The organism is Lederbergia ruris (assembly GCF_018332955.1).
GTDB classification, from domain to species: Bacteria; Bacillota; Bacilli; order Bacillales; family Bacillaceae_C; genus Lederbergia; species Lederbergia ruris.
Map to the genome: position 1 here is coordinate 1 of NZ_BORB01000114.1, position 590 is coordinate 590.

The window sequence follows — 590 nt, forward strand, 5'->3', positions numbered from 1 at the left end:
GCGAATCTCTGCGTCAACTGCGCTCATTCACATCCTCACGCACGTTTGTGCGCTCCGGTGTTCATTCGCTTGTTTCCTTGAGCTTCTTGCTTCTTTTTTGTCTGACCTTTTTGAAAAGGTCATTTTTCTTATGGATATCCATAAGGTGATGCTTCTCGGTTTGTTATATCTCCTTATTTTATCTGGTTTTCAAAGAACAAATAAGCTGACGATTTGTGATTAAATCAGCTTGGTTTTGGTGGAGCCTAGCGGGATCGAACCGCTGACCTCCTGCGTGCAAAGCAGGCGCTCTCCCAGCTGAGCTAAGGCCCCAATAATAAAAAGCTAACGTGTGATGGGCCTGAGTGGACTCGAACCACCGACCTCACGCTTATCAGGCGTGCGCTCTAACCAGCTGAGCTACAGGCCCACATTAACTTTCATGAGAGTTTGAACTCTCAAAACTGAACGAAACTGAACGTCTTTTTTGTAGAATGTTCCATGAACATTCTTTCGTAATATTCCTTAGAAAGGAGGTGATCCAGCCGCACCTTCCGATACGGCTACCTTGTTACGACTTCACCCCAATCATCTGTCCCACCTTCGGCGGC

Annotated in this window: 2 tRNA genes and 1 rRNA gene; all 3 read right to left on the bottom strand. The window is 46.6% G+C overall.

Annotated elements, in window-relative coordinates:
• Positions 1-236: 236 nt before the first annotated feature.
• Positions 237-312 (bottom strand) — tRNA-Ala (locus KI363_RS21660).
• 23 nt (positions 313-335) lie between these two features.
• A tRNA-Ile gene (locus KI363_RS21665) sits at positions 336-409 on the bottom strand.
• Positions 410-508: 99 nt separating this feature from the next.
• A 16S ribosomal RNA gene (locus KI363_RS21670) occupies positions 509-590 on the bottom strand; the annotation flags it as partial.